This is a genomic window from Massilia violaceinigra (assembly GCF_002752675.1).
In the GTDB taxonomy this organism is placed as follows: domain Bacteria; phylum Pseudomonadota; class Gammaproteobacteria; order Burkholderiales; family Burkholderiaceae_D; genus Telluria_A; species Telluria_A violaceinigra.
The window spans coordinates 1,778,771-1,796,705 of the sequence record NZ_CP024608.1 but is presented as its reverse complement, the minus strand read 5'-3'; the positions used below and the strand labels follow the sequence as shown (position 1 = coordinate 1,796,705).

The following is a 17,935-nucleotide window of genomic DNA, read 5'->3' as shown; positions in this document are numbered from 1 at the left end:
CCTTTGCCCTGCGTCACAGGCGCTTGACCATGAAGAGACTGAGCGGATCGGGCTGATAGTCGCCGAACGGCGCGCAGCGGATAAAGCCGTCGCGTTCATACAGGCCGATGGCTTCGGGCTGGCTGATGCCGGTTTCGAGCATCAGCGCCGGCAAACCCGCCGCCCTGGCGCGCTGCGCGATCTCGGCCAGCAGCTTGCCGCCCACGCCCTTGCCACGCTGGGCCGGATCGACGTACATGCGTTTGACTTCGCCGTAGCCGCCACGGTCGACATAGGCGCCGCAGCCGAGCGCGCGGCCGTCAAGGTCGCGCGCGACCAGGAACACCACGCCGGGCCGGGTCAGCGAGTCGACATCCATCAGATGGTTGCTCTCGGCCGGATAGAGGCCGGCAAAATAGGCGTCCAGCCGTTCGAGCATGGCGATGATGTCGCTCTGGCGCGGAGTTTCGGTTTGAATATGCATGGCGATATAAAAAACGGCGCCGCGGCGCCGTCTTTGCGGAAGTGGTTCCGGTTTGTTAGTTAAGCGACTTGCTTGAGCAGCGTTTCGGCGTTCGATACGTCGAACGCGCCGCCCTGCTCCACGTTGAGCTGCTTGACGACGCCGTCGTCGACCAGCAGCGAGTAGCGCTGCGAGCGCGTGCCCATGCCGAACTTCGAGAAGTCCGCGTCCAGGCCCAGTGCCTTGCTGTAGGCGGCGTTACCGTCGGCCATCATGCGCACGATGCCGGTGGCCTTCTGGTCGCGGCCCCAGGCGCCCATGACGAAAGCGTCATTGACCGAGATGCACCAGATTTCATCGACGCCCTTGGCTTTGAGTTCGTCGGCCAGCTTGACGTAGCCCGGCACGTGCTGTGCGGAGCAGGTCGGGGTGTAGGCGCCCGGCAGGCCGAAGATCGCGATCTTCTTGCCCTTGGCCAGATCAGCTACCTGGAAAGTGTTCGGGCCGAGCGAGCAGCCTTCGGTTTCGGTCTCGACGAATTCAGAGAGGGTGCCTTCCGGCAGGCGGTCGCCGATTTTAATAGTCATTCGAGGCTCCATAATATGGGATTGATAAGACGGCTAGTATGCCTGATCCTCGTCAATCTTGCAGGCAGGCGGCTCCCTGGCGCGCCGCCGCACTGCCGGCACCCGAAAAAAACGGCGTAAAAAAAGCCGGGGCGAACCCCGGCTTTTTTAACACTGCGATCCGATCAATCGGCTTGCTTGCGCAGGAACGCCGGAATGTCGTAGGTTTCCACGCCATTGCGCTGCATCGCCTGCACCTGCTCGGAAGCCTGTTCGCGGCGCCACACGGCTGGCTGCTTCATGCCTTCCATCGCGTGGCCGCTGGCCGCGCCGGCACCCATCGACACGCCCACGGTGGCGCCAGCGCCGCCGGACATCATCGGACCGTTGTGGGTACCGGTGCGCAGCATCGGCTGCTGCACCAGCTGCATGGCCTTCTTGGCCTTGCCAAGGCCCGTCGCCACCACGGTCACGCGGATGTCGTCGCCCATGTCGTCGTCGTACGCGATGCCCTGCGCGATCGATGCATCGGGCGCCGCGAACGCGCGCACGGCAGCCATGACTTCCTTGATCTCCTTACCCTTGAGGCCACGGCTGGCGGTCACGTTGACCAGCACGCCGCGCGCACCCGACAGGTCGATCCCGTCGAGCAGCGGCGACGCGACTGCCTGCTCGGCCGCGATGCGCGCGCGATCGACGCCGCTGGCGGTCGCGGTGCCCATCATGGCCTTGCCCTGCTCGCCCATGATGGTCTTGACGTCGTTGAAGTCGACGTTGATGTGGCCCGGCACGTTGATGATCTCGGCGATACCGGCCACCGCGTTGTTGAGCACATCATCGGCGTGGCGCATCCACTCGATCATGCTTTCGTCTTCGTAGATCTCTTCCAGCTTTTCGTTCAGGATGATGATCAGCGAATCGACGTGCTGCGACAGTTCTTCCAGTCCGCTCTCGGCCACGTCCATGCACTTCTGGCCTTCGTACGAGAATGGCTTCGACACCACGGCCACCGTCAGCGCGCCGAGCGACTTGGCGATTTCGGCCACGATGGGAGCTGCGCCGGTACCGGTGCCGCCGCCCATGCCGGCTGCGATGAAGACCATGTGCGCGCCGCGCAGCGCGTCTTCGATGCGCGCGCGCGACTCTTCGGCCAGCTGGCGGCCGACGGTCGGCTTCATGCCGGCGCCCAGGCCCGACTCGCCGATCTGGATGATGTTGTGGGCGCTCGACGCGGCCAGTGCCTGCGAATCGGTATTGGCCGCGATGAATTCAACGCCCGACACGCCCTTGTTGATCATGTGCTGAACCGCATTGCCACCTGCTCCGCCGACGCCGACGACCTTGATGACGGTTCCTAGTGCTGCGTTATCGACCATATCAAACTCCATGATGAACTCCTAATCAAAGTGCGGTTTCCAAGCGCCAGGACTCATAGTCGTATGAAACCTGGAGGTTGAAAACTGCGTTAACCGTTAAATAACAAGAACCCGTGTGCGTAGTATTCCAAACTGTGCCGACTTAAAAATTCCCTAAAAACCATTCCTTCATGCGCTGCCAGACCGCTTTCACCGAACCGTCCTGGCGCGTCACGATGTGCCCCCGCAGATACTGCTTCTTCGCTTCGAGCAGCAGCCCGAGCACGGTCGCGTAGCGCGGACTGCGCACCACGTCGGCCAGCTGGCCGCGGTAATCCGGCGTGCCAAGGCGCGCCGGCTTGAGGAAGATATCTTCCGCCATTTCCACCATGCCGGGCATGATCGCGGTGCCGCCGGTGAGCACGATGCCCGACGAGAGCACGCCTTCGTAACCCGACTCGCGCACCACCTGGTGCACCATCGCGAACAATTCCTCGACGCGCGGCTCGATCACCGCCGCCAGCGCCTGGCGCGACAGGTTGCGCGGACCGCGGTCGCCCAGTCCCGGCACTTCGAGCGACTCGTGCGGATCGGCCAGCACCTGCTTGGCCACGCCGTAGCGGATCTTGATCTCTTCGGCCTCGGAAGTGGGCGTGCGCAGCGCCATGGCGATGTCGTTGGTGATCTGGTCGCCGGCGATCGGAATGACCGCCGTATGCCGGATCGCGCCGTCGGAGAACACCGCAATGTCGGTGGTGCCGCCGCCAATGTCGATCAGCACCACGCCCAGCTCTTTTTCGTCGAGCGTGAGCACCGCATCGGCGGAAGCCATCGGCTGCAAAATCAGGTCCGACACTTCAAGGCCGCAGCGGCGCACGCACTTTACAATGTTTTGTACCGCCGATACCGCACCGGTGACAATATGCACCCGCACTTCAAGGCGGATGCCGCTCATGCCGATCGGTTCGCGCACGTCTTCCTGGCTGTCGACGATGAATTCCTGCGGCACCGTGTGCAGCAACTGCTGGTCGGTCGGGATGTTGACCGCCTTGGCCGTTTCGATCACGCGCGCCACGTCGGTGGCCGTTACTTCCTTGTCCTTGATCGCGACCATGCCGCTCGAATTGAACGAACGGATATGGCTGCCGGCGATGCCCGCGTACACATTGCGGATCTTGCAGTCGGCCATCAGCTCTGCTTCTTCGAGCGCGCGCTGGATCGATTCGACGGTCGCCTCGATATTGACGACCACCCCTTTTTTCAGTCCGCGCGACTCGTGCTGACCCAGTCCGATCACCTCGTGGCGCCCGTCGGACATCACCTCGGCCACCACGGCCACCACTTTCGAGGTACCGATATCGAGGCCGACGATCAGGTTTTTCGCGTCTTTTGTCATGTGCTGTCGCCTACTGTCTTTGCTTTGTCTTGCTGCTGGTTGATCTGCTGTTCGGTTTCACTGCTTTTTTTACTGCCGCCTTCACAGGCTTGTGCGGATCGCTTGGCAGCACCAGCGCGGCGGCGGAAAGCGCCAGGCCGTTCTGATACCGCATGTCGACCGTGTCGATGCCGTCCTGCAGGCGGCTGGCCAGTTGCGGATAAATTCCCACCAGCCGCTGCACCCGCTGTTTCAGCGTCGTCTTGTCCTGCTCCCGCCCCAGCGCCACGCTCATGCCGTTATCGAGTTTCACGGTCCATGCGTAACGGCTCGACAGGTCCAGCTTTTCCGGCACCAGCGAGATCGGCGAAAACAGCGCGCGCAACTCCAGGAACCGCGCCAGTACTTCCTTCTCGCTGCCTTCCGGCCCGTCCAGCGCCGGCAGCGGATGATCCTCGTCCGCCTCGGCCAGGTTGGCGGTAAAGACATCGCCCTTCATCGACAACAGGCGCCCATCCTCGCCCCAGGTGCCGAGCGCCTCGTGCTCCTCGACTTCCACGATCAGCTGGTCCGGCCATTCACGCCGTACCTTGGCCCGCCTGACCCAGGGTACCGTTTCGAAGGCGGTGCGCACCTGTTCCAGGTTGGTCGTGAAAAAATTCCCCTTGATGCGGCCCACCACGCCGGCGCGCAAGGTCAGTTTGTTCACGTGCTTCAGTTCCATCCCATGCACGCTGTCGACCCGCACCGTGCGCAGGGTGAACATCGGCAGCTGCGACAACCACCACACGGCAGACGCGAGGCAGGCGATCACCACCACGGCCATCAGGCCGCTCGCGCTTGCGTTCAAAGCTCTTACGTCATGCCACATTACTGTATTAACCCTGGCCCTGGGCCATTTTCAAGCGTGCCGAACGCACAATCTCGACGCACAGGTCTTCATAACTGATGCCCAGCGCGCGCGCGCCCATGGGCACGAGCGAGTGAGTGGTCATCCCCGGCGAGGTATTGACCTCGATCAGGAACGGCTTGTTGTCGCTGGCGCGCAGCAGCACGTCGACCCTGCCCCAGCCTTCGCAATCGACGGCGCGGTAGGCTTCCACCGCCAGGCGCGCCACTTCCGCGCTGGTCGCTTCGTCCAGCGCGGCCGGGCAAACGTACTTGGTGTCGTCGGTGAAGTACTTGTTCTGGTAATCGTAATTGCCGTCCGGAGCCACGATTTCGACGATCGGCAGCGCGCGCGCAGTCGCGCCGCGCCCAAGCACCGCGACCGTCAGTTCGCGCCCGGTGACGAATTCCTCGGCCAGCACCACTTCATCGAAGCCGGCCGCCACCTCATAGGCCGCCTTGAAGTCGGCGGCGGCGCGCACCTTGGTGATGCCCACGCTCGAACCTTCGTGCGGCGGCTTGACGATCAGCGGCAGGCCAAGCTGCTCGACCACCTGCGCCAGGTCGGTATCGGCGGCCAGCGTGGCGTAGCGCGGCGTCGGCAGGCCGCGCATCAGCCAGATCATCTTGGTGTAGATCTTGTCCATGGCGATCGCGCACGCCATCACGCCGCTGCCGGTGTAGGGAATGCCAAGCTGCTCGAGCGCGCCCTGCAGGGTGCCGTCTTCGCCGTAGCGGCCGTGCAGCGCGATGAACACGCGGTCGAATTCCTCGGCCGCCAGCTCGGTGATGCTGCGCAGGCCGGTGTCGAACGGATGGGCGTCGATGCCCTTGCTGCGCAGCGCCGCGAGCACGCCGGTGCCGGACATGATCGACACGTCGCGTTCGGCCGAGCGGCCGCCGAACAGCACGCCGACTTTGCCCAGTGCGGCGGCGTCGCCGGAATTAAATACACTCATCTTCAAGCCTCCACAGGGGTAACCAGTTTATTCGGAATGCCGCTGATCGAGCCGGCGCCCATGGTGATGACCACGTCGCCGTCGCGCACCACGTTCATGATGGCGGCCGGCATGTCGGCGATCGCCTCGACGAAAATCGGCTCGATTTTCCCGCCCACGCGCAGCGCATGCGCCAGCGCGCGGCCATCGGCGGCCACCACATGCGCTTCGCCGGCGGCATACACTTCGGCCAGCAGCAGCACGTCGGGCGTGGCCAGCACCTTGACGAAGTCTTCAAACAGGTCGCGCGTGCGCGAATAGCGGTGCGGCTGGAACGCCAGCACCAGGCGCCGGCCCGGGTAGGCGCCGCGCGCGGCGGCCAGGGTCACTTCCGTCTCGACCGGGTGGTGGCCGAAGTCGTCCACCAGTGCGAAGCTGCCGCCGCCAGGAATACCGATGTCGCCGTAGCGCGTGAAGCGCCGGCCGACGCCGTGAAACTCCGCCAGGCCCTGCTGGGTCGCACTGTCGTCGATGCCGATTTCGCGCGCGATGGCAATCGCCGAACAGGCATTCTGCACATTATGCATGCCGGGCTGGTTGAGGATGAACTGTGTATCCGGATAGCCTTCCTGGACCACCGTGAAATGCATCTGCAGGCCGATGGCGCTGGCATTGACCGCGCGCACCTGGGCCGCTTCGGAAAAGCCGTAGGTGGTGATCGGCTTGGTCACGAAGGGAATGATGTCGCGCACGTGCTGGTCGTCGATGCACAGCATCACGCGGCCGTAGAACGGCAGGCGGTGCGTGAAGTGCACGAACGCCTGCTTGAGCTTTTCGAAATCGTGCTCGTAGGTTTCCATGTGATCGGCGTCGATATTGGTGATCACTTCGATCATCGGCGTCAGGTTCAGGAACGACGCGTCCGATTCGTCGGCTTCGGCCACGATGTATTCGCCCGTTCCCAGCTTGGCGTTGGCGCCGGCGCTGTTCAGGCGTCCGCCGATGACGAACGTCGGATCGAGTCCGCCCTGGGCCAGCACCGAGGCCACCAGGCTGGTGGTGGTGGTCTTGCCGTGGGTGCCGGCAATGGCGATGCCGCGCTTTAAGCGCATCAATTCACCGAGCATAATCGCGCGCGGCACAATGGGAATCTGCGCTGCGCGCGCCGCCACCACTTCCGGATTGTCTTCCTTGACCGCGGTCGAGGTGACCACGGCGTCGGCGCCGAGGATATTGTCGGCGGCGTGGCCCAGCATGACCTGCGCGCCCAGGCTGGCCAGGCGCTGGCTGGCCGCGTTGCTGCCCAGGTCCGAGCCGGACACGCTGTAGCCGAGATTGAGCAGCACTTCGGCGATGCCGCTCATGCCGCTGCCGCCGATGCCGACGAAGTGAATGTTCTTGATTTTATGTTTCATGTTCTTGTTTCAATTCTGTCTGTCGATCCTGCCAGTTGTTCGAGTACATCCGCGATTGCTTCATTGGCGTTGCGCTTGCCGACCGCCAGCGCGGCCTGCGCCATGGCGCGGCATGCATCGCGGCTAAGGCCTTGCAGCAGCTGCGCCACGCGCTGCGCGCTCAATTCCGTTTGCGGCAAATGAATTGCCGCCTTCTGTTTGTCCATCCACTGCGCGTTGTCGCGCTGGTGGCTGGTGGTGCTGGCCACGAACGGCACCAGCACGCTGGCCACGCCCGCCGCCGTCAGTTCCGACACGGTGATCGCGCCGGCGCGGCAGATCACCACGTCGGCCGCGGCGTAGGCGCCGGCCATGTCGTCGATGAAGTCGACCACGTCGGCCGTCACGCCGGCCTTGGCGTACGATTCGCGCAGCGCATCGATATTCTTCTTGCCCGACTGGTGCGTCACGTGCGGGCGCTGCTCTTCGGGCAGCAGCGCCAGTGCGGCCGGCACGCTGTCGTTCAACACCTTGGCGCCCAGACTGCCGCCGACCACCAGGATGCGCAGCGCGCCGCTGCGCCCCTCGAAGCGCTGCGACGGCGCCGCCATGGCCAGGATTTCCTTGCGCACCGGGTTGCCGGTGACGATGGCCTTGGCGGCGGCGCTGCCGAAATCGGCGGGAAAGCCGAACATCACTTTGCCGGCCAGTGGCGCGAGCGTCTTGTTCGACAACAGCAGCGCCGCGTCGGCATTGACCAGCGCCAGCGGCACGCCGGCCAAGCGCGCCATCATGCCGCCCGGGACGCACACATAGCCGCCCATGCCGAGCACCACGTCGGGCTTGCGCTGACGGATAATGCGCCGGCAAGCCACGAAACTGGCGGCCATCTTGAACGCGCCCGTCACGCTGTGCTTCAGGCCCTTGCCCCGCATGCCCGAAAAATCGATGCTGTCGATGGCGATGCCGTTCTTCGGCACCAGGTCCTGCTCCATGCCGTGCGAGGTGCCGAGCCAGCTCACGTCCCAGCCGCGCTGGCGCATGGTCTGCGCGATCGCGATCCCCGGGAAGATATGCCCGCCGGTGCCGGCCGCCATGATCATCAAACGCTTCATGGCCGTCCACCTCTCATCAACACACGGTTTTCATAATCGATACGCAGCAAAATCGCCAGTCCGACGCAGTTAATCAGGACGCCCGAGCCGCCGTAACTCATCAACGGCAGGGTCAATCCCTTGGTCGGCAGGATGCCCAGATTCACGCCCATATTGATGAACGTCTGCGCGCCGATCCAGATGCCGATGCCTTTGGCGGCCAGGCCGGCGAAGATCTGGTCGATGGCAATGGCCTGGCGGCCGATATCGAAGGCGCGCTTGACCAGCCAGTAAAACATGGCGATGACCACCAGCACGCCCGCCAGGCCGAGTTCTTCGCCGATGACGGCCATCAGGAAATCGGTATGCGCTTCGGGCAGATAATGCAGTTTTTCGACGCTGGCGCCCAGGCCCACGCCGAACCATTCCCCGCGCCCGAAGGCGATCAGCGAGTGGGTCAGCTGGTAAGCCTTGTCGAGCGCATTGCCTTCCTTCCAGGGGTCCAGGTAGGCGAAAATGCGCGCGCGCCGGAATGGAGAAAAGAAGATGATGGCGCCGAAAATGGTCACCAGCAGCGCGCCGATGCCGCCGAACCAGACCGCGTTGATCCCGCCCAGGAACAGGATGCCCATGGCGATGCAGACGATCACGCCGAACGCGCCCAGGTCGGGTTCGAGCAGCAGCAGCAGGCCCACCAGGCCGATGGCGCCGGCCATGGGCAGGAAGCCCTTGGTCAGCTTGTGCATGTATTCCTGCTTGCGCACCGTGTAGTCGGCCGCGTACAGCACGGCCGCGATCTTCATCACTTCGGACGGCTGCAGCTTGAACAGTTTCAGGTCCAGCCAGCGCTGCGCGCCATTGACCGAAAAACCGATGTGCGGCACCAGCACCAGCACCAGCAGCGCCAGGCTGCCGACGAACATGACGGACGCGTAGCGCTGCCAGAGCGCGATCCGGATGCGGAACACGAAGTACCCGGCCAGCATCGAGACCATGATGAAAATGGCCTGGCGCTGCACGAAATAGGTTGTCTTGTAGTTGGCGTATTTGGGCGAATCGGGCAGCGCGATCGAGGCCGAGTACACCATCACCATCCCGAACAGCATCAGCAGCACGGTGACCCAGACCAGCAGCTGGTCGTATTCCATCATTTTCGACGGGCGTGTGCGGTCCCCGGACAGAGCGTCCGAAGCCGAACCGGCGAATTTGAATGGAAACTGGAGGGCCATCAGAGATCCTGTCCTTTTTCCAGCGCCAGTTCGCGCACGGCGTCGACGAACACCTGGGCGCGCTGCGCATAGCCGGTGAACATGTCGAAGCTGGCGCAGGCCGGCGAGAGCAGCACGCAATCGCCGCCCTGCGCCAGGGCGGCCGCGCGCCGCACCGCTTCAGGCAAGGTCGCGCAATCGATCAACTCGACGCCGGACGGCTCGATGGCCGCGCGCAGCAGCGGCGCGTCGCGCCCGATCAGGACCACCGCGCGCACATAGCGCGAGCACGGTTCGGCCAGCGGTTCGAACTCCTGGCCCTTGCCGTCGCCGCCGGCGATGAGCACGATCTTCTGCGATTCGCCGCCGAAGGCCTTGCCCAGGCCGGTCAACGCGGCCACGGTGGCGCCCACATTGGTGCCCTTGCTGTCGTCGTAGTAATCGATGGCGTCGATGGCGGCCACCAGTTCGACCCGGTGCGGCTCGCCCTGGTAGTCGCGCAGGCCGTGCAGCAGCGGCGCGAACGGCAGGCCGATGGCGCGGCACAGGGCCAGCGCGGCCAGCGCGTTGGCGGCGTTGTGCAGGCCGCGGATGCGCAGGGCGTCGGCCGGCATCAGACGGCTGATCGTGCACGGCACCACTTCGGCCGGTTCATTTTTCTTGCGCTTCTTCTCGCTCTCTTCGCCCGCCACGGCCACGGTCAGCCACAGCACGCCGCGTTCGTTGTGCAGGCCGAAGCTGTCGGCTTCTTTCGGCTCGCCCGTGCCGAAGGTGCGCACGTCAGCGCCCGGCGCGGCCATGCGCGCGACAAGCGCGTCGTCGCGATTGAGCACGCGCACCGTCGATGGTCCGAAGATGCGTTCCTTGTCGGCGCCGTAGGCGGCCATGTCGCCATGCCAGTCCAGGTGGTCCTGGGTGATGTTCAGTACCGTGGCGGCATCGGCGCGCAGGCTGAAGGTCGAATGCAGCTGGAAGCTCGACAGCTCGAGGATCCAGGCTTGCGGCAGCAGGGTCTGATCGAACACTTCGTCCGCGCCCTCGGCCTGATCCAGCACTTCGCGCAGCACGTCAAGCGCCGCCGGGCTGATATTGCCGGCCACGCGGGTCGACAGGCCGGCGCGCTGGCACAGCAAACCGGTCAGGCTGGTGACGGTGGTCTTGCCGTTGGTGCCGGTGATGGCGATGACTTTCGGCGCATAGGCGCGTTCTTCCTTGAGCGCGGCCAGGCCCTGGGCGAACAGTTCGATCTCGCCCCACACCGGAATGGCGCGCGTGGCGGCGGCCGGCACGATGGCGGCCAGTTCGCGCGCGGGCGCCAGGCCCGGGCTGACGGCGACGAAGTCGATGGTGTCGAGCAGGGCTTCATTGAGTTCGCCGCCGATGAATTCGGCGCCGGGCAACGCGTCGCGCAGCGCCTGCAGGCGTTGCGGCGCTTCGCGCGTGTCGGCCACGCGCACGCGCGCGCCGCAGCGCGCCAGCCACTGGGCCATCGCCAGGCCGGATTCACCCAGCCCGAGGACCAGGGCGTGCTTGCCGGCGTATTGTTCGAGGTGGTTCATCAGCGCAGCTTCAGGGTGGACAGGCCGACCAGCACCAGCATCATCGTGATAATCCAGAAACGCACGACGACCTGGGTCTCTTTCCAGCCTTTTTGTTCAAAGTGGTGGTGCAAGGGCGCCATCAGGAACACGCGGCGCCCGGTGCCGTAACGCTTCTTGGTGTACTTGAACCAGCTGACCTGGATGATCACCGAGACCGTTTCGGCCACGAACACGCCGCCCATGATGAACAGGACGATTTCCTGGCGCACGATGACGGCGATGGTGCCGAGCGCGCCGCCCAGCGCCAGCGCGCCGACGTCGCCCATGAACATCTGGGCCGGATGCGCGTTATACCAGAGGAAGGCCAGGCCAGCGCCGGCCATCGCGCCGCAGAAGATCAGCAGTTCGCCCGCGCCCGGAATGTGCGGGATCAGCAGGTATTTCGAGTACGTGGCGCTGCCGGTCAGGTAGGCGAACAGGCCCAGGGCCGAGCCGACCATCACGGTCGGCATGATCGCCAGGCCATCGAGGCCGTCGGTGAAGTTGACCGCGTTGCTGGTGCCGACGATGACGCAGTAGGTCAGCGCGATGAAGCCCCACACGCCGAGCGGATAGCTGATGGTTTTCACGAACGGCACGATCAGGTCGGCCTTGGGCGGCAGGTCGAGCGAAAAGCCGGACTGCACCCACGCATAGAACAGTTCCCAGACCTTGCCCGGAGTCGGCGCCGACACCGAGAACGCCAGGTAGAGCGACGCGGCGATGCCGATCAGGGACATCCAGAAGTATTTTTCGCCCGAGCGCATGCCTTCCGGGTCCTGGTACACCACCTTGCGGTAGTCGTCGGCCCAGCCGATGGCGCCGAAACCGAGGGTCACGACCAGCACCGGCCACACCAGGCGGTTCGACAGGTCGCACCACAGCAGGGTCGAGACGCCGATGGCGATCAGGATCAGCACACCGCCCATGGTCGGCGTGCCGTGTTTTTTCAGGTGCGTCTGCGGACCGTCCTGGCGCACTGCCTGGCCGACCTTGAGCGAGGTGAGTTTGCGGATCACGGCGGGACCGGCGACAAGGCCGATCAGCACCGCCGTGATGGTGGCGAACACCGCACGGAACGTGATGAAGTTGAAGATTCGCAGAGGACCGAGTTGGTCCTGGAACATTTGTGCGAGCCAGAGCAGCATGTTAGTGGGCTTCCTTACTTGTGTTGATTGATCCGACAAGGTGAGCGACGACGCGTTCCATCTTCATGAAACGCGAGCCCTTCACCAGTACAGTTGCGTCAGATGTGCTGCCCAATTGCGTATCGAGTGCTGCCAATAATTCGTCGAACTGCGTGTAATGCCGTGCGCCCGCGGCGGCCATGTGGCGCGTCAGTTCGCCGGTGACGAGCACCGTGTCGATGCCGCGCGCGGCTGCGTAGGCGCCGATTTCTTCGTGAAACTCGCGCCCCTGCGTGCCCACTTCGCCCATGTCGCCCAGTACCAGGATGCGCGGCGCGTGCGCCTGCGCCAGCACGTCGATGGCGGCGCGCACCGAATCCGGATTGGCGTTGTAGGTGTCGTCGATGACGGTGGCGCCGCCGGTGGCCTGCTTGCGCTGCAGGCGGCCGCTGACCGGCTCGAACGCGGCCAGGCCGCGCGCGACGATGTCGGGGCTGACGCCGGCGGCCATGGTGCAGGCGATCGCGGCGAGCGCATTGCGCACATTGTGCAGCCCGGCCGCGGCCAGCCTGACGACGAACATGTGCAGCGGTTCGCCGTCGAGGCGCACGGTCACATCGAGTTCGCTGCCGAAATCGGCGGCGCGGTGCACGCAGCTCACGTTCGATGCGGCGTCCAGGCCAAAGGTGACCGTGCGGCGGCCGGCGGCGATGCCCTGCCACAGCGGCGTGTATTCGTCGTCGCCCGGGAACACGGCCACGCCGTCTGGCGCCAGGCCGGCCAGCACGGCGCCGTTTTCGCGCGCGACCGCTTCGACCGTGTGCATGAATTCCTGGTGCTCGCGCTGGGCGTTGTTGACCAGGCCAATGGTCGGCGCGGCGATGGCGGTCAGGCGCGCGATTTCGCCCGGGTGGTTCATCCCCAGTTCGACCACGGCCGCCTTGTGTGCGGCGGTCAGGCGCATGAGCGTGAGCGGCACGCCGATTTCGTTATTCAGGTTGCCGCGCGTGGCCAGGCGCGTCTCGTCGGACAGGCCGGCCGCCAGGATCGCGGCGATCATTTCCTTGACCGTGGTCTTGCCGTTGCTGCCGGTGACGCCGATCACGGGAATGGCGTATTGCGCACGCCAGTGATGGGCGATGCGGCCCAATGCGGCCAGGGTATCGGGCACCACGATGGCCGGCAGCGTCCAGCCGTCCGGCAGCTGTTCGACAACGACTGCGGCGGCGCCGCTGGCGGCCACCTGCTGCAGGAAATCGTGGGCGTCGAAGGTCTCGCCGCGCAGGGCGACGAACAGCGCACCGGCGCCGGCGCTGCGACTGTCGGTCGAGACGCTCTGATAGGTCGCGTCGGCCGTCATGCGCGCGCCGGGAATGGCGGCAACCAGTTGTGCGAGCGAGCCGCGCATCAGTTAGTCCTCATCATGGTCACGCGCGCGGCCAGCGCCAGCGCGGCGTGGTCGGCGTCGGAAAACGGCATCTTGCGGCCCTTGATTTCCTGGTACGGCTCGTGGCCTTTACCGGCCAGCAGAATCACATCCGGCTTGGCCGCGTGCTTGATGGCCGACAGGATCGCGGCGGCGCGGTCTTCGATCGCCTGGAAGCGCGATGCCGGATGGGCTGCATCCATGCCCGCGACGATCTGGGCGATGATGGCGGCCGGTTCTTCGCTGCGCGGATTGTCGCTGGTGACCAGCACGTGTTCGGCGATCTGCGCGATGGCGCCCATCTGCGGGCGCTTGCCCGGATCGCGGTCGCCGCCGCAGCCGAACACGCACCACAGCTGGCCGCCGCGTTCGTGCGCGACCTGGCGCAGCGCGCCCAGCGTTTGCTCGAGCGCGTCCGGCGTGTGGGCGTAATCGATGACCACCATCGGCGCGTCCTGGCCGCCGATCTGCTGCATGCGGCCAGGGGCCGGAGTCAGTGCTTCGATGGCGTCGAGCGCGGGGCGCAGGGCCACGCCCTTGGCCAGCAGCGCGCCCAGTACCGCCAGCGCGTTGCTGATATTGAAGTGGCCCACCAGGCGCGTCTTGACCTGGGCGCTGCCGAGCGGCGAATCGAGGTGGAATTCGGTGCCCGCATGGCGGCTGCGGAACTGCGAGGCGCGCAGCATGGTGACGCCGGCGATGTCGGGCTGGGCCGCAACGTCGCGCAGAGTGTAGCCAGTCACGGAAGGTACACCGCCAGGCTGGGAAATCAATTGGTTGACCAGGCGCTGTCCAGCCGGGTCGTCGAGGTTAAGCACTGCTGTTTTCAATCCTGGCCACGCGAACAGCTTGGCCTTCGCCGCTTCGTAGCATTCCATGGTGCCGTGATAATCGAGGTGGTCGCGCGTCAGGTTGGTGAACAGCGCAACGTCAAAATGCATGCCCAGGGTACGGCCTTGCCCGAGCCCGATGGAGCTTACCTCAATCGCGAGCGCGGTGGCGCCCGCGTCGCGCACGGCGGCGAGTTTTTCGGCCAGCAGCACCGCGTCCGGGGTGGTGTAGCCGGTGACGTCGTACTCGACCTCGCCGCGGCCGTTGAACAGGCCCACGCCCAAGGTGCCGATGACGGCGGCGGTCTGGCCCAGGCGCGCAAAGGCCTGGCCGAGCCAGACCGCGCACGAGGTCTTGCCGTTGGTGCCGGTCACGCCGACGGTGAACATGGCGGAGTCGGGCATCTGGTAGCAAGCGTGGGCGATCGGACCGGCGTTCGCTTTCAGGTCGGCCACGGCCAGGTGCGGCACGTTCCAGGCCGGGGTCCAGGCGAAATCGTGCTCGTCGTAGACAACGGCGGCGGCACCCTGCGCGACGGCCTTGCCGATGTAGGCGCGGCCGTCGGCGGCATCGCCCGGATAGGCGAAGAACACATCGCCCGCCTTGACGCGGCGCGAGTCGGAGACCACCCTGGCGCCCGGCGCCGCCTGGGTGATCCAGGCGCAGATTTCCTGTGGATTCATAGACAGCATTACATGACCTCCCCGGAGCCATCGTACGGCGCGACGATTTCGGTCACGTCCGAATCGGGCGGAATGTTAAGCGCGCGCAGCGCGTTGGCGGCCAGCGCGGCGAAGGTGGGCGCCGCCACGATGCCGCCGAAGTGGCCGAGCGCGGTCGGTTCGTCGATCATGACGGCGATGATGAAGCGCGGATTCGACATCGGCACCATGCCCACGAAACTGCCGATGTACTTGCGCGGCATGGCGTACTTGCCGTTTTCGACCTTGTAGGCGGTGCCGGTCTTGCCGCCCACGCGGTATCCGGCGATCTGCGCCTGCTTGGCGGTACCGTGCTGGCCCGAGACCGCGCGTTCGAGCATTTCGCGCATGTTGCGCGCGGTTTTCGGCTTGATGATCTGGCGCCCCACCGGCAGCTCGCTCACCTTCTGGAACGACAGCGGAATGGTGTCGCCATCGCGGGCGAACATCATGTAGCCGCGCGCCAGCTGCAGCAGCGAGACCGAGATGCCGTTCCCGTAGCTCATGGTGGCCTGTTCGACCGGACGCCACGATTTGTACGGACGCACGCGCCCCGCCACCGCGCCGGGAAAACCGAACTTGGGCTGCTGGCCGAAACCGACTTCGGTAAACATCTCCCACATTTCGCGCGGCGGCATCGAGAGCGCAATCTTGGAGGTGCCGATATTGGACGACATTTCGATGATTTCGGCGACCGAGATCACGCCGTGCGGCTTGGTGTCGGAAATCGGGGCGCCGTTGATCACCAGGCGTCCGGCGCCGGTATCGATGCGGGTGTTGGGCGTGACGCGCCCGGTGTCGAGCGCCAGCGCCACGGTAAAGGGTTTCAGGGTCGATCCCGGCTCGAAGGTGTCGGTGATGACGCGGTTGCGCAGCTGCGCGCCGGTCAGGCCCTTGCGGTCGTTCGGATCGTACGTCGGCCAGTTGGCCAGCGCCAGCACTTCGCCGGTTTTCACGTCCAGCACCACGGCGGCGCCGGCCTTGGCCTTGAATTTGGCCACGGCTTCCTTCACCTGCGTAAAGGCGATGTACTGCAGCTTGCTGTCGACCGACAGGGTCAGGTCGCGGCCGTCGTGCGGCTCTTTCGACAGGCCCACGTCTTCGACGATCTGGCCGAGACGATCCTTGATCACGCGGCGGCTGCCGGTGGTGCCGACCAGGGTCTTTTGCTGCGCCAGTTCCATGCTTTCCTGGCCGGCGTCTTCGACGTTGGTGAACCCGACCAGGTGGGTCGCGATTTCGCCCTGCGGATAGAAGCGCTTGTATTCCTTGCGCGTGTCCAGGCCCTTGATGTCCAGTTTGGCGATCTGGTCGATCACCGGCATTTCCACCTGGCGCTTGAGGTAGACGAAGGTGCGGTCGGAATCGAGTTTTTTGCGCAGCTCGGCGTCGCTCATCTTGAGCAGCGCGGCCAGGGCGCGCAGTTTCTCCGGCGGCGAGGCCAGCACGTCTTCGGGAATGGCCCATACCGCCTTGACCGGTACCGAGGATGCCAGCACCTGGCCGTTGCGGTCGAGGATGCGCCCGCGCGTGGCGGGCAGTTCGATGGTGCGCTCGTAGCGCTGCTTGCCGTAGCTGATCAGGACCTCGTCGGTCACGGTTTGCAGCCACACGGCGCGGCCGGCCAGCGCGACAAAGGCCGCGAACAGCACGAACAGCACGACGCGCGAACGCCAGGTCGGCAGGCTGACCGCCAGGACCGGGCTTTTCGAGAACGATACGCCTTTCGAGGCCGCTACTCGCGCGCCTGCCGCACCATTGCCACCGCGTTTCATTGCGCCCCTTCCGTCAGGTACTGCGTCCGCGCCGGGGTCAGCGGCGTCATGTCGAGCTTGTCTCGCGCGATCTGTTCGATGCGCGCGTTGGTGCCCAGGGTCGACTGGTCCAGCTGCAGCTGCGACCAGTCGATGTCGAGCTGGCGCGCCTGCTGTTCCAGCTTGCCCAGTTCGATGAACAGGTTACGCGCCTGGTACTGGGCATTGACCAGCGACAGGGCGCAGCCGACCAGCAGCGCGGCCAGCACGATGTTGATCTTGCCGTTCACGGCGCGCTCCGGGCGGGCAAGCGTTCGGCCACCCGCATCACGGCCGAGCGGGCGCGCGGATTGCCGTCGATTTCCGAGTCGGACGGCTTCATCTTGGTTACCAGCTTCATCAGCGGCTGCGGCAGGTCGACCGCGCGGATCGGCAGGCGGCGGTCGGGCTGCTCGACCTTGACCTTGCTCGCCAGGAACTGCTTGACCATGCGGTCTTCCAGCGAGTGAAAGCTGATCACGGCCATGCGCGCGCCGGGCGCGAGCATGGCGTAGGCGGCGCTCAAGCCTGTTTCAAGGTCTTCAAGCTCTTTATTGATGAAAATCCGGATAGCCTGAAAGGTCCGGGTTGCCGGATCCTTGCCCTTCTCCCGGGTTTTGACCGCGTTTGCCACGATGCCGGCAAGCTGTCGTGTGCTTGAAATTGGTTCGACTGCCCGGCGAGCAACAATCGCCTTTGCAATCTGAAAAGCAAACCGTTCTTCCCCATAATCGCGAATGACCCTTTCCAATTGTTGTTCTGTCTCGCTGGCCAGCCATGCGGCGGCGGAAACGCCGCGCGTGGTGTCCATGCGCATGTCGAGCGGACCATCGTTGCGGAAGCTGAAACCGCGCGCGGCGTCGTCCACCTGCGGAGAGGAAATACCCAAGTCGAGCAGGATGCCGTCGACCTGCGCCACGCCGCGCGCGGCCAGCGCCTGCTGCATGGTGGCGAAACTGTCGTGCACGATCTCGAAGCGCGGATCAATGATCTGGCCCGCCGTGGCGATGGCCTGCAAATCCTTGTCGAAGGCGAACAGGCGTCCTTTCGGACCCAGGCGCGACAAAATCAGGCGACTGTGTCCGCCGCGACCGAAGGTCCCGTCTATATAAGTGCCATCGGCACGCGCACCCGTCAGATCGAGCGCATCGACCGCTTCGTCCAGCAACACCGTCCGGTGCTGAAATTCCGGCACCGCCACCACGTTCATCATCGGC

The 17,935-nt window shown here is 65.2% G+C and carries 16 protein-coding genes; all 16 read right to left on the bottom strand.

What is annotated here, in order from left to right; genetic code table 11:
* Window positions 1–13 precede the first annotated feature (13 nt).
* Window positions 14–463, bottom strand: coding sequence for a GNAT family N-acetyltransferase (locus CR152_RS08090; protein WP_099874452.1), 450 nt, complete (start codon window positions 461–463; stop codon window positions 14–16).
* 59 nt (window positions 464–522) lie between these two features.
* Window positions 523–1,029, bottom strand: a complete 507-nt coding sequence (locus CR152_RS08085) for a peroxiredoxin (RefSeq protein ID WP_099874451.1) — start codon at window positions 1,027–1,029, stop codon at window positions 523–525.
* 164 nt (window positions 1,030–1,193) lie between these two features.
* Window positions 1,194–2,396, bottom strand: coding sequence for a cell division protein FtsZ (gene ftsZ / locus CR152_RS08080; protein WP_054266461.1), 1,203 nt, complete (start codon window positions 2,394–2,396; stop codon window positions 1,194–1,196).
* Between the two features lie 130 nt (window positions 2,397–2,526).
* On the bottom strand, window positions 2,527–3,759 hold the full coding sequence (ftsA, locus tag CR152_RS08075; protein ID WP_054266460.1) for a cell division protein FtsA: 1,233 nt from the start codon (window positions 3,757–3,759) through the stop codon (window positions 2,527–2,529).
* A 10-nt stretch (window positions 3,760–3,769) separates the two neighbouring features.
* The gene (locus tag CR152_RS08070) at window positions 3,770–4,609 is read right to left on the bottom strand and encodes a cell division protein FtsQ/DivIB (protein ID WP_099874450.1); all 840 of its coding nucleotides are present in this window, start codon (window positions 4,607–4,609) and stop codon (window positions 3,770–3,772) included.
* A gap of 7 nt (window positions 4,610–4,616) precedes the next feature.
* Window positions 4,617–5,585, bottom strand: coding sequence for a D-alanine--D-alanine ligase (locus CR152_RS08065; protein ID WP_099874449.1), 969 nt, complete (start codon window positions 5,583–5,585; stop codon window positions 4,617–4,619).
* A gap of 2 nt (window positions 5,586–5,587) precedes the next feature.
* Window positions 5,588–6,979 carry a UDP-N-acetylmuramate--L-alanine ligase gene (murC, locus tag CR152_RS08060; RefSeq protein WP_099874448.1) on the bottom strand — a complete coding sequence of 464 codons (1,392 nt, stop codon included), beginning with the start codon at window positions 6,977–6,979 and terminating at the stop codon, window positions 5,588–5,590.
* The gene (gene murG / locus CR152_RS08055) at window positions 6,976–8,073 is read right to left on the bottom strand and encodes an undecaprenyldiphospho-muramoylpentapeptide beta-N-acetylglucosaminyltransferase (protein ID WP_099874447.1); all 1,098 of its coding nucleotides are present in this window, start codon (window positions 8,071–8,073) and stop codon (window positions 6,976–6,978) included. Before murG ends, murC begins: the two co-directional genes overlap by 4 nt.
* On the bottom strand, window positions 8,070–9,281 hold the full coding sequence (ftsW, locus tag CR152_RS08050; protein WP_099874446.1) for a putative lipid II flippase FtsW: 1,212 nt from the start codon (window positions 9,279–9,281) through the stop codon (window positions 8,070–8,072). The genes murG and ftsW overlap by 4 nt, the downstream gene beginning before the upstream one ends.
* Complete coding sequence (murD, locus tag CR152_RS08045; RefSeq protein ID WP_099874445.1) at window positions 9,281–10,819, bottom strand: UDP-N-acetylmuramoyl-L-alanine--D-glutamate ligase; 1,539 nt, start codon at window positions 10,817–10,819, stop codon at window positions 9,281–9,283. The genes ftsW and murD overlap by 1 nt, the downstream gene beginning before the upstream one ends.
* Window positions 10,819–11,988 carry a phospho-N-acetylmuramoyl-pentapeptide-transferase gene (mraY, locus tag CR152_RS08040; RefSeq protein ID WP_099874444.1) on the bottom strand — a complete coding sequence of 390 codons (1,170 nt, stop codon included), beginning with the start codon at window positions 11,986–11,988 and terminating at the stop codon, window positions 10,819–10,821. The genes murD and mraY overlap by 1 nt, the downstream gene beginning before the upstream one ends.
* Before the next feature lies 1 nt (window position 11,989).
* Window positions 11,990–13,375 carry a UDP-N-acetylmuramoyl-tripeptide--D-alanyl-D-alanine ligase gene (locus CR152_RS08035; protein ID WP_099874443.1) on the bottom strand — a complete coding sequence of 462 codons (1,386 nt, stop codon included), beginning with the start codon at window positions 13,373–13,375 and terminating at the stop codon, window positions 11,990–11,992.
* Entirely contained in the window at window positions 13,375–14,907 is a 1,533-nt protein-coding gene (locus tag CR152_RS08030; RefSeq protein ID WP_099874442.1) for a UDP-N-acetylmuramoyl-L-alanyl-D-glutamate--2,6-diaminopimelate ligase, read from the bottom strand. Before CR152_RS08030 ends, CR152_RS08035 begins: the two co-directional genes overlap by 1 nt.
* 8 nt (window positions 14,908–14,915) lie before the next feature.
* Window positions 14,916–16,700: a peptidoglycan D,D-transpeptidase FtsI family protein gene (locus tag CR152_RS08025; protein WP_099874441.1), complete on the bottom strand. Its 1,785-nt coding sequence runs from the start codon at window positions 16,698–16,700 to the stop codon at window positions 14,916–14,918.
* Window positions 16,697–16,969, bottom strand: a complete 273-nt coding sequence (gene ftsL / locus CR152_RS08020; RefSeq protein ID WP_099874440.1) for a cell division protein FtsL — start codon at window positions 16,967–16,969, stop codon at window positions 16,697–16,699. The genes CR152_RS08025 and ftsL overlap by 4 nt, the downstream gene beginning before the upstream one ends.
* Window positions 16,966–17,928: a 16S rRNA (cytosine(1402)-N(4))-methyltransferase RsmH gene (gene rsmH / locus CR152_RS08015; RefSeq protein WP_099882092.1), complete on the bottom strand. Its 963-nt coding sequence runs from the start codon at window positions 17,926–17,928 to the stop codon at window positions 16,966–16,968. Before rsmH ends, ftsL begins: the two co-directional genes overlap by 4 nt.
* Window positions 17,929–17,935 lie beyond the last annotated feature (7 nt).

What these genes read in the sequence shown, in the direction of transcription:
- CR152_RS08090 (WP_099874452.1), bottom strand. Translation starts at nt 463, where the DNA reads ATGCATATTCAAACCGAAACTCCGCGCCAGAGCGACATCATCGCCATG.
- CR152_RS08085 (WP_099874451.1), bottom strand. Translation starts at nt 1,029, where the DNA reads ATGACTATTAAAATCGGCGACCGCCTGCCGGAAGGCACCCTCTCTGAA.
- ftsZ (WP_054266461.1), bottom strand. Translation starts at nt 2,396, where the DNA reads ATGGAGTTTGATATGGTCGATAACGCAGCACTAGGAACCGTCATCAAG.
- ftsA (WP_054266460.1), bottom strand. Translation starts at nt 3,759, where the DNA reads ATGACAAAAGACGCGAAAAACCTGATCGTCGGCCTCGATATCGGTACC.
- CR152_RS08070 (WP_099874450.1), bottom strand. Translation starts at nt 4,609, where the DNA reads ATGTGGCATGACGTAAGAGCTTTGAACGCAAGCGCGAGCGGCCTGATG.
- CR152_RS08065 (WP_099874449.1), bottom strand. Translation starts at nt 5,585, where the DNA reads ATGAGTGTATTTAATTCCGGCGACGCCGCCGCACTGGGCAAAGTCGGC.
- murC (WP_099874448.1), bottom strand. Translation starts at nt 6,979, where the DNA reads ATGAAACATAAAATCAAGAACATTCACTTCGTCGGCATCGGCGGCAGC.
- murG (WP_099874447.1), bottom strand. Translation starts at nt 8,073, where the DNA reads ATGAAGCGTTTGATGATCATGGCGGCCGGCACCGGCGGGCATATCTTC.
- ftsW (WP_099874446.1), bottom strand. Translation starts at nt 9,281, where the DNA reads ATGGCCCTCCAGTTTCCATTCAAATTCGCCGGTTCGGCTTCGGACGCT.
- murD (WP_099874445.1), bottom strand. Translation starts at nt 10,819, where the DNA reads ATGAACCACCTCGAACAATACGCCGGCAAGCACGCCCTGGTCCTCGGG.
- mraY (WP_099874444.1), bottom strand. Translation starts at nt 11,988, where the DNA reads ATGCTGCTCTGGCTCGCACAAATGTTCCAGGACCAACTCGGTCCTCTG.
- CR152_RS08035 (WP_099874443.1), bottom strand. Translation starts at nt 13,375, where the DNA reads ATGCGCGGCTCGCTCGCACAACTGGTTGCCGCCATTCCCGGCGCGCGC.
- CR152_RS08030 (WP_099874442.1), bottom strand. Translation starts at nt 14,907, where the DNA reads ATGAATCCACAGGAAATCTGCGCCTGGATCACCCAGGCGGCGCCGGGC.
- CR152_RS08025 (WP_099874441.1), bottom strand. Translation starts at nt 16,700, where the DNA reads ATGAAACGCGGTGGCAATGGTGCGGCAGGCGCGCGAGTAGCGGCCTCG.
- rsmH (WP_099882092.1), bottom strand. Translation starts at nt 17,928, where the DNA reads ATGAACGTGGTGGCGGTGCCGGAATTTCAGCACCGGACGGTGTTGCTG.